Origin of the sequence: Corallococcus sicarius (assembly GCF_003611735.1) — a bacterium.
GTDB lineage: Bacteria > Myxococcota > Myxococcia > Myxococcales > Myxococcaceae > Corallococcus > Corallococcus sicarius.
Map to the genome: position 1 here is coordinate 1 of NZ_RAWG01000341.1, position 9754 is coordinate 9754.

A 9754-nucleotide genomic window follows, 5' to 3' on the forward strand; every position below is an offset into this window, starting at 1 on the left:
TCCCCACCCCGAGCGAGCCGCCCCGCGTCTGGAAGTAGTGCCCCGGCCTGCGCCCGGGCAGCGCCCGGGTCACCTCCGGCGAGAGGGTGATCGCCTCGTCGAAGACGATGGCCTCGTCACCCACCCGCTTCGCCAGCTCTCGCAGGAAGAGGGGGGACGAAGCCCGTGTCTGCTCCTGCTCCCGTTGCTCCCGGGCGCTTCGCAACCGCTGCTCCGCGGCCGCCCGGAGGGCCGGCGTCATCATCCAGGACAGCGCCTCCGCGAGCGCCGCGAGCGTCCGCTTCGGGTCCGCCACGAGGCCCAGCTCCACCGGGAAGTTCTTGGCAATCTCATACGCGTCGAGATCGACATGGGCGACCCGGGCACCGGGGCGGAAGACGCCGGAGAGGGCGGGGAAGACCTCCGGGAAGACATACGTGCCCGCGATGAGCACGGCGTCCGCCCGCGAGACGACCGCCGCGCTGTCCTTGCCGAACATGTGGCCCAGCAGGCCCCGGAACAGCGGGTGGGCCGCATCCATGTTCACCTCGGAGCTGTTGGCGCCCCACACCTCGGCGCCGAGCAGCTCGGCCACCCGGGTCAACTCCTCCTGGGCACCCGAGGCCGCCACGCCATCACCGACGATGAGCAGCGGCTGCTCGGCCTCCGCGAGCAGGTGGGCCAGCGCCTTCACCGCCTCCGGCTCCGGCGCGGAGCGGGTGTCGAGCCGCGGCGTCGGGAAGACGGACTCATCGTTGGGTGCGTCGAGGACGTCCATGGGCAGGGCGACGAAGACGGGCCCCATGGGCGGCGTCGAGGCCATCTTGATGGCCCGCCGCAGCACCCGCAGCACCGAGCCCGGGTCGACGACGCGCGTGGCCCACTTGGTCACCGGGCGGGCCATGGAGACGAGGTCGCACGCCATCTGCGCATCCATGGCGTCGTAGGCGAGCCCGGCCTCTCCCGAGAGCACCACGAGCGGGGAGTTGCCGCGCTTCGCCTGGTAGAGCATCCCGATGCCATTGCCCAGCCCCACGCTGGAGTGCAGCTGGACGAAGGCGGGCCGCCGCGTCGCCCGCGCGTGGCCATCCGCCATGGCCACGGCCACCGACTCATGGAGGCCGAGGATGTATTGGAGGGATGGCACGTCGCGCATGGCATCCAGGAAGCCCTCCTCGACCGTGCCGGGATTGCCAAACAGGTATCGGGTTCCCTCCGCGGCGAGCTGCTCGAGGAGGGCCATGCAACCGGTTCTCTTCTTCAGGGTGTTTCCTCCTTTTTTGTTGTGCGGTTGCATCAGCACCCCCAACGTCGCAGGCCCTGCTCCAGCACCTCGACGAGCTTCTCGCCCGTCAGCGTGGAGTCCGGGGTGGAGCGGCCCGTGACGAACGGGTAGTCGACGATGACCGACCGCTCCTTGCCGAAGTTGCCGTGGTACTGCCCCTCCGGCGCGGTCGCGTCGCGGAGGATGTACTCGAGCGGGTACGGTGGCGGGCCCATGTTGAAGTCGGTGCCCACGAAGCCGGTGCCGTCCTTGTAGTCGTACTCCAGGCAGTGGCCCGTCACGTGCTTGTTGCGCAGGATGCTCCGCCGGTCCTCCAGCTCCCGCGCGAACGCGAGGCAGGCCACCGCGTAGCACTCGGCGGCGATCGGCTTGCCCAGCTTCAGGAAGCCGAGGATGAGGTCGTGCACGCGCTGGTTGTTGGCCAGGTCGACGATGGGGCCGCTGCCGCCCACCAGCAGCAGCGCGTCGAACCGCTCGAAGGCGCGCAGGGCCTCATCGCGCTCGCGGTAGTAGTCCTCAAGCGCACGCACCATCATGGGATGGCTGAAGTAGGGCCGCTCGGGCAGCAGCGCCGAGAGGTTCATTGGCGCATCGAGCATCCGGGAGCGCTCGCTGCGCCCGGGGCCGGTGGAGTCCAGCAGGCACACCTTGAGGGCCATCTCCGGGCTCGTCACCGAGCGCCCCAGGGGCGGGTCGATGTAGCCCGCGTCCATGCTCGGAGGCAGGGCCACGGGCCGCTGTCCGTTCGGCGTGGCGAACTCGATGCGGTAGCCCTGGCGCTCGAAGACCTCCAGCGGGCCCACCAGCTCCTCGCCCCAGTAGCCGTGGTTGGAGAGGACCACGAGGATGCTGCGCTGGGGCGCCGGAGCCACCGCCGGCTCCTGGGACACCAGCAGCTGCTTGATGCGCTGGATGAACTCGGAGACGTTCAAGAACGAGCGCCCCGTCACCAGGTCCCTGTCCACCACCACGCCCGACGGATCCGGTGTGTAGAGGCCGCCGGCGTTGAGGACGTCGGCCAGGACGACCTCATGGCAGAGGACCTTGCGCCCCGCGAGCAGCTCCGGGGTGGGCGTCAGCAGCCAGAGGGCGTGGCACAGCGCCCCCTTGATGATCTCCGGGTGGCGCATGGCGCGGCTGAAGAACTGCACGGCGGGCGAGGTGCGGACCATCTCCGGGGTGATGGGCAGCGGCTTGCCATCCGGCCCGTCGGGCGGGACGAAGTGGCGCAGCCGCACGCTGGGGTAGTTGGCCGCCACGAGGATGGCCGCGTAGTCTTCGGGGGCGGCCTTGCGGATGTCGCGCGTGACGGTCAGGAGCTTGGGCGTACGGCCCACCTCCTCGACCTCGCTCACGAGGTTCAGGAAGGGGCTGCCGTTCAGGTTCGCGAGGAAGTGGACCTCCGCCCCCGCCGCCCCGAACCGGTCACGGTACTGCGCGATCTCGTCAGCGATGTACTGGCTTTCGACGAGGACGGCGATCTTCTTGCCCTTCAGGGACTGGGCGCTCATGACTTCCTCCGGAACTGGACGATGACTTCCGAACCCAGGTCCGCAGGCTCCAGGGGAATCTGGAACCGGTGGGGGTCGAAGTGGGCCCGATGGCGGCCGTTGATGGAGACGCTCGAGATCTCGATGGAGCCGGGCTTCACGAAATCCGGCAGCACGTTGATGGAGCGGAAGCCGCTGTGGGCGGACGGATGGAAATACAGACAGAAGCTGGAGGCGGGCGAGACGTAGGCGCACGTGTAGACGTGAGCCAGGTAGTTCAGCTCGAAGGAGTGGTAGCCCGCGACGGCGTATTGCCCCTTGTTGGCATACGAGCCGTTCAAGATGGGAAGGCCGTCCTCATTGACGCGGAAGAAGACGTTCTGGTTGTCCCGGTCCAGGAAGAACATGTTCCAGAACGCGGACATGGAGCGCGCCTGGTCCAGGTACTCCGGGTCCCCCGTCTGGCCGTGGAGGATGAGGTTGGCGAGGATGGCCTGCTCCTGCTGCCAGAAGTCCTTCACGCTGCCCCAGGGGAACTCCAGGGGCTGGCCGTTGGTGGGGTGCCGCTCCACGGCGTCGAAGCATCCGCCCCGGATGCGGTCGGCGCCGTGGGAGACCATCGCCTTGGCGAGCCGCTCGGCGAGCTGGAGCGCCCGCTGCGCCTCCTGCTGCCGTCCGGTGCCCAGCTGGTACCAGGCGATGCGCGCGAGGTTCCACGCAATCTTGTAGTTGTGGCCCACGACGGCGCGGTCCTGCTGCCACCCCCACTGGTGGTCGGGCGTCCAGTCCGCGAGGAACCGCTCATTCACATACAGCGAGTCGGGGGCCGGGAACTTCTCGAGGATGAGCCGCGTCGTCCGGTCGAGCATCTCCCGGCAGGTGTCGAGGAAGCTCGCGACCTCCGGGTCCGCGCCCTGCGGCAGCGGGTCCAGGGCGAGGATGAGGTTGATGAGGTAGGCGGGGATGTGGTCGCCCACCGAGTTCCAGTTCTTGCGTGAGCGGAGCCGCCCGAGCGCAGCCGAGTCGGGCCGCAGGGTGACCGGGTCAAGGTGGGCGAAGTAGCCGTCGAAGCCGGGGAACTCGGCGTTGACGTCCTTGCTGTCGAGGAAGAGCGTGTTGAACGTCTTGACGGTGCGGCGGATGTCCTCCAGCACCTCGGGGTCGCTGGTGATGCGGAAGTACTGGGCAAGCCCGGCCAGGCCGTAGATCTGCTCGTACAGGGCGATGGCGCCGGAGTCATCGCTGTTCTCCGAGGCCCTGAGGGTGACGGTGCCATTCACGCCCTTGCGCCGGCCAAAGGCCCAGATGCAGGACTGCCCATCCGGACTGAGGATGCGGAAGGAGGATCGCTGGAACTGGATGCCCGCCCCGGCCGCCAGCCTGTAGCGGTGGTCGCCCGTCATCAGGTACGCCGACGACAGTCCGTAGATGAGCCGGGCGAGTGTCGGCATGGCCTGGAGGTTGTCGTCCGTGGCGCCGCCGTAGAAGTTGAGGTTGGTGCGGTAGCGCTTCGAGAAGTCGTCCTCGCTGTAGGTGCGCGAGTCACCGAAGAGGTCGTCAAGCCACGCATTGGCCATGTGCATCGTCTGGGTCATCCACCAGTGCGGGTCCTCGAAGAGGAAGCGCTGCGGTTCGGAGTGCATGCGGGTGACGGCGCGCGCGTCGTAGCGCTCCTCCCCTTCGTGCTCGAACCGGATGGCCCGGATGAAGACGGTGTCCTTGGGTCGCAGGTAGCGGGCCACCTTGCGGGCCAGCTCGCCGCCCCCCTGTTCGGGGGCGTCGGGCACCCGGTCATTCGAGGTGCCGTCGATGTTGGTGAGGACCGAGAACGTCGTCTCGGCGCCGAAGTGGAGCGTCACGGTGTCGCCGCTTCGCAGCAGGAGGTCGCACCGAAGCTGCTCGGGTTGCGACGACGTGACGGTTCCCTGAAGGGTGAGGGTTTGACAGAAGTTGTTCATGCGCTCTCGTGGGGGGCGATGGTGCTGTCTTTAGAGACAGGGATTGCGCACTGTGACGGTAGGGGCGCGGAGGCCGTGCGCGGCCTGGAGCAGGTCGGCGCACTTCTCGGCGATCATCACGACCGCGGCGTGGCTGTCGCCGGAGGGCAGGGACGGCATCACGCTGGCGTCCGCCACGCGCAGTCCGCCGATGCCGAAGACGCGCAGCTCCGGGTCCACGACGGCCATGGCATCAAGCCCCATCCGGCAGGAGCCCGCGGGCTGTTGGCCCGAGTCCGCGCCGCGCTGGACGAAGGTCCTGAGCTGGGCCCTGTTGCCCACCTCGGGGCCGGGCATCAGCTCGCCGCCCACCCAGCGGGCGAATGCCCTTGTGGCGAAGAGCTCCCGGGCCAGCTCCACGCCCCGCATCAGGCGCGTGACGTCCGCCTCGACGGCCAGGTAGTTGGGATGGAGGAACGGTCTGACGAGCGGGTCACGGCTCGCCAGGCGCACCCAGCCGCGTGACAGCGGCCGCACCACGCCCGGCAGGATGCTCACGGCGTTCGGGTGTTTCTGGCCGAGGGCCTTGTTGGGCGCCCCGTGGAGGAACGCCAGCTGCAAGTCGGGCCCGAGCCAGCCGGGAGCGGACTGGCAGAAGAGGGCGCTCTCGGAGGGGCCCGGCCAGGAGGCCGGGACGGGCTGGGGCTGGGAGCACTCCCGGATGACTCCCCGGATGACTCCAGTGAGGACGTGGTTGTGGAAGTTCTCGCCCACGCCGGGGAGGGCGGAGTGCATCGTGATGCCCAGCAGCCCGAGCCGCTCGGGCTGACCGATGCCCGAGAGCAGGAGCAGCTTGGGGGACTCGAGGGCCCCACAGCAGAGGACCACCTCCTCGACGGCGTACGCGTTCTCGCGCCGGCCCTGGTGGTGGTACTCCACGCCCATGCAGTCCGAGCCCTCGAAGAGCAGCCGGGTGGCCTGGGCGCCCGTCACGAGCGTGAGGTTGGGCCGCGCCAGCGCCAGCAGGAGGGGCCCCACGTCGACGCCGTGACGCTTGCCCTGCTGAGGGTGGAGGTGGTGCCAGCCGGCGCCCTCCATCTGGGGCCCGTTGAAGTCCGCGGTGAGGGGGTGGCCCGATTCCTGGCAGGCTTCGATGAAGGCCTCGCAGATGGGGTGCGGCTGGCGCTGCGTGCTCGTCACCCCCTCGTCTTCAAGCTTCTGGAAGTAGGGCCGTACGCTCTGCCAGGCCCAGCCTGGGCACCCCTGGTGCGCCCAGGCGTCGAAGTCCGACGGGTGCCCGCGGACGTGCACGCGGGCGGAAGCGTTGCCGCCAAGCAGCGTGCCGTGCGGCTCGTGGATCTGCCGGCCCTCCAGGGCCATCTGGGGCTCGCTGCTGTACGCCCGGGGAGTCCCGCTGTCCGCCATCTCCAGGAGCAGCACGCGGACCTCGGGGTTCTCGGTCAGCCGGTGGGCGATGACCGTGCCCGCCGAGCCGGCTCCGACCACGATGAAGTCATAGGCGTCCATCGTCACTCGGCCTCCCTGCTCGGCCTGGAGCGCGGATGTCTTGTCCTTGCATTGTCATGACTGACTTGGAGCCGGGTCGGGCATGCCGTGACGAAGCGGACCTGGCAGCCTGCTCGCGCGAGAGGTGGAAGCCGGCGGTCCGTCACACCGGGCACCTCGCGGCTCTTCCCATCAGGCCTGTCCGGCGGCGCACCTGCCGCGGCAATGACAGGCGCTCTCAAAAGCCAGACACAAGGAAGACGTCAGCTCATGCTCAAAGAGACCCACGCGAACGCCGAGCCCTTTGGCAATCCGCAGTCCACGAGGGAGGGAATGGTGAACACGGTCGACTGCTACTTCGACGAAGTGCTGGGCCATGGCCGGCTGGAACTCATCGACGCGCTGATGACGCCCGGCGTCGCACTGCGCGGGCCCGGGCGGCCGGAGTCGGGCGACGGACGGGAGGGCCTGCGGCGGTTCGTGAGCAAGCTGCGCGGGAGCGCGCCTGGCGCCCGGTTCGCCATGGAGCGCCGCGCCGTCCAGGGCAACAAGGTGGCGGTACGCTGGCGCGCCGAGGGCTCGCACCCGGGGCCGGTCCCGCGGGGCCTGTACGTCTTCGTGTTCGAGGGCGACCGGGTGGCCGAACTCTGGATGCACGACCTCGACCCCGACTCATGCTCCGGCGCGGTTCTCTCACGGCGCGCGGCGTGAGCCGGTCCGGGTCCTCAGGGGAACACCTCCTTCAACTCGCCCATGATGGCCTTCGGAGCCAGCGCGTCGTCCGACTTCGCCTGGCTCGTGAGGTCTCGCAGTTTGCTCAGCACCAGGCTGAGCGTCTCGAGCGACGAGGTCAGGGTGTCGATGCCGCTGTAGAAGCTGATGAACAGCAGCCGCTTGGCGATCTCCTCGGGAGACAGGCCCACCATCAGGCCCCAGTAGAAATGGAGCGCGAGGTAGATCCGCCGGTTTCCCACGCGGGCAGCCAGCAGGGCGATGACGATCTGCTCGCGGTCCCGGGCGAACTTTTCGAACTCCTGGTCCCGTTCGACCTTGGTGAGGACCTGACCCGGGGCGAACTTCTTGGGGTCGAAGAACTCGATCATCATCTCTTCGAGGAGATGGCTGGAATGGGGATACAGGGCCAGGATGCTGCTCCGCGAGGTCTTCGCCATCTGCTCCGGCTCCCTGGCGTAGCTGCGTCGCAGCTGCGTGAGCGCGTCGTCGGAGAGGATGCCCGAGACATCCTCATGCTGCGTGCCGGGTGGGCGCGCTGCCCTCGCCGGCTCCGGCATGGGTGGGAGTGGGCGTGCTCCTGCCTGGTGAACGCGCCGCGGCTCCGGCTGGGAGGCCACCTGGTCCACCAGCGTCTCGAATTCGGCGGGGTGGCGGCGAATGCCCGCGCCGTCCGCCTCCATCGCCAGCAGCCACCGGCCATCGCGTGAAAAGTAGGCCCAGCGGAGCGCGGTGGGCTCCGCCTCCAGCACCGCCGCGATCGCCCAGCGCCCATCGCCCCCCTGGCGCCAGAGCAGGCCGCGGCCGCCCTCGGTCGCGCTGAAGAGGCACGAGCTCCTCCGGTTCCACACCAGGTGCTGGATGGGCCCCCAGTGCATCTGGGGGCACGCCACCAGGTCGTGGCCGCGCGAGTCCCAGATACCCACCAGCCCTCCGGCGTCTCCGGTGGCGAGGAACTGCCCATTGGGGCTCCATGCGATGCGGCGGGCCGGGAACACCAGCCGCGGGCTCCACAGCAGCGGGTTGAGCGCGCTGGCGCCCTTGTAGTCGTAGATGCGGGCCCAGCCGTCATTGCAGGTGGTGGCGAACTGCCCGCCCGAGGGGCTCCAGACCAGGTCCCACAGTGCGTCCTTCTCCTTGCCCGGGGGGCGCACCGGGGCCTCGCTCGTGAGGTCCCAGAACCAGGGCTCCCCCTGGTCGCGCAGGACGAGTCCCAGGGCCTTGCTCTGGGGATGCCACACCCACCGCAGCAGGTCGTGGAGCACCTCCTTCTTGCGGACCTTGAGGTCGCCGGAGGCCGTCCACAGCGAGAAGGTCTTGGGCCCGTCCTGGACCGCGACATGCCTTCCGTCGGGGCTCCAGGTGGCCATGAGCCCGTGCCCCCTTACGCTGGGGGCGGTGCCCAGGTCGTCGCCCTTCCACAGGCACAGGGAATGGGACGAGGCCTCCGGGATGGCGGCCAGACTCGGATCGATGCGTTTGTAGAAGGCCCACGCGGTGTCCGGAGCGCCCGGCTTCAGCGGGAGCTCCGGCGGGTAGTCCCATTTGTCGAGGGGAGAGACAGTCTTCCTCTGGAGCTGCTCCATCTCCTCCCAGGTCCCCCGGCGTTCGGGTCCGCCGGTGGTGTCGTCCCAGATGCGCGCCGTGGCATCCGTGCTCACGGTGACGAGCTGCTTCCCGTCGGGACGCCACACCACCTGGTGGATGCTCCCGGTGTGGCCGGTGAGCGTCGCCAGCACCCGGCCGCTCTCCACGTCCCAGACCCGGGCAAGGTTGCCGCTCCAGGTCGCGAGGACGCCGCGCCGCCGGGGGTTCCACGTGAGCCCGCCCAGCGAGGAGCCCTCCACGTGGAGGACATTCGAGAGGAGGCCCGAGTCCGCGTGCCAGAGGCGCACGGTCCGGGTGCTGGCCGCCGCGAGCCACTGGCCCTCCGGGCTCCAGGCCACGTGCTCCACCGGGCCAGGCGTCTCCAGGTGCTGTTTCTTCAGCGCGGCTCCGGACCCGCGGAAGACGACGACCCCCTTCATCCCTCCCGCGGCGAGCGCCGGCTCCCCCGGGTGCCAGGCCACCGTCAGGACCCCCGCCACGGGGAACGTCTCCTGTCGGGTGACGGTGTACCGGGACTCACGCCGCTTCACGCGCCAGACGCCCACCTCGTTGAGCCCGGCGGTGGCGAAGACCTCCCCCTCGGGCGCCCAGGCGGCGTCCAGCACCTCGGCGCATCGGGGGGGCTGCTTCGGCCTGGAGTCACACACCGGGACGCACTGTTTGCGCGCCACGCCGAGCACGGCGGCATGCGGCGCGGTGTCGCTCGGGTCGGCGCCGTCGTGGCCGTACGGCCCGAGCAGCAGCTCCCCGTCGGGCGAGAGCTGGAGCCCCCAGGGGTTGCGCGTCCCCGCCTCGTACGGGGAGCGCAGCATGCGGGGCCCCTTCCTGCCCACCGTCATCACCTGGACCCGGGCATCGTTGTCGCAGCAGGCCAGATGGTGGCTCCGCGCGGCCCAGACCAGTGCCTTCACGCCGCGGTGGCTGTCGGGGGTGCTCGCGCTGTCGGTGGTGCCCGCATCGATGCACGTGGGCTCCTTGCCCGGCGACTGGAGGTCCCAGAGGAAGACCTGGCCCGCCGAGTCTCCGGTGGCCAGGTGCCTGCCATCCGGGCTCCAGGCGGCGCAGAGGATGGCCGCGCGATTCGCGAGGATGCTCAGGCAGGTGCCGCGGCGCTCGAGCACCCCGCGCAGCACCCCGTCGAGCAGCGCCTGGAACTCCGGCGAGGGGGAGGGCCGTACCCGCGTGGAGCCGCCGTCCGCGAGGACGGGGCGGGTGTC

At 69.8% G+C, this 9754-nt stretch carries 6 protein-coding genes; 1 reads left to right on the forward strand and 5 read right to left on the reverse strand.

Annotated features, from left to right (window positions below; genetic code table 11):
- The 4 genes from D7X12_RS34770 to D7X12_RS34785 all read right to left on the reverse strand — a co-directional run.
- On the reverse strand, window positions 1–1222 hold a 1222-nt coding region (locus tag D7X12_RS34770), incomplete at its 3' end, for a thiamine pyrophosphate-binding protein (RefSeq protein WP_208719472.1).
- Between the two features lie 53 nt (window positions 1223–1275).
- Window positions 1276–2775 carry a DJ-1/PfpI family protein gene (locus D7X12_RS34775; protein WP_120629509.1) on the reverse strand — a complete coding sequence of 500 codons (1500 nt, stop codon included), beginning with the start codon at window positions 2773–2775 and terminating at the stop codon, window positions 1276–1278.
- A complete protein-coding gene (locus D7X12_RS34780; protein WP_120629510.1) occupies window positions 2772–4712 on the reverse strand; it encodes an AGE family epimerase/isomerase in 1941 nt (646 codons plus the stop codon). Before D7X12_RS34780 ends, D7X12_RS34775 begins: the two co-directional genes overlap by 4 nt.
- Before the next feature lie 30 nt (window positions 4713–4742).
- Window positions 4743–6218, reverse strand: a complete 1476-nt coding sequence (locus D7X12_RS34785; protein ID WP_120629511.1) for a GMC family oxidoreductase — start codon at window positions 6216–6218, stop codon at window positions 4743–4745.
- Between the two features lie 249 nt (window positions 6219–6467).
- Between D7X12_RS34785 and D7X12_RS34790 the strand changes: the two genes are divergently transcribed.
- On the forward strand, window positions 6468–6908 hold the full coding sequence (locus tag D7X12_RS34790) for an ester cyclase (RefSeq protein ID WP_158620183.1): 441 nt from the start codon (window positions 6468–6470) through the stop codon (window positions 6906–6908).
- A gap of 14 nt (window positions 6909–6922) precedes the next feature.
- Here the strand turns inward: D7X12_RS34790 and D7X12_RS34795 are convergent.
- The coding region (locus D7X12_RS34795) for a WD40 repeat domain-containing protein (RefSeq protein ID WP_147443889.1) at window positions 6923–9754 on the reverse strand (2832 nt) is incomplete at its 5' end.

Coding starts and splice junctions, on each gene's coding strand:
- D7X12_RS34790 (WP_158620183.1), top strand. CDS start 6,468: ATGCTCAAAGAGACCCACGCGAACGCCGAGCCCTTTGGCAATCCGCAG.
- D7X12_RS34780 (WP_120629510.1), bottom strand. CDS start 4,712: ATGAACAACTTCTGTCAAACCCTCACCCTTCAGGGAACCGTCACGTCG.
- D7X12_RS34785 (WP_120629511.1), bottom strand. CDS start 6,218: ATGGACGCCTATGACTTCATCGTGGTCGGAGCCGGCTCGGCGGGCACG.
- D7X12_RS34775 (WP_120629509.1), bottom strand. CDS start 2,775: ATGAGCGCCCAGTCCCTGAAGGGCAAGAAGATCGCCGTCCTCGTCGAA.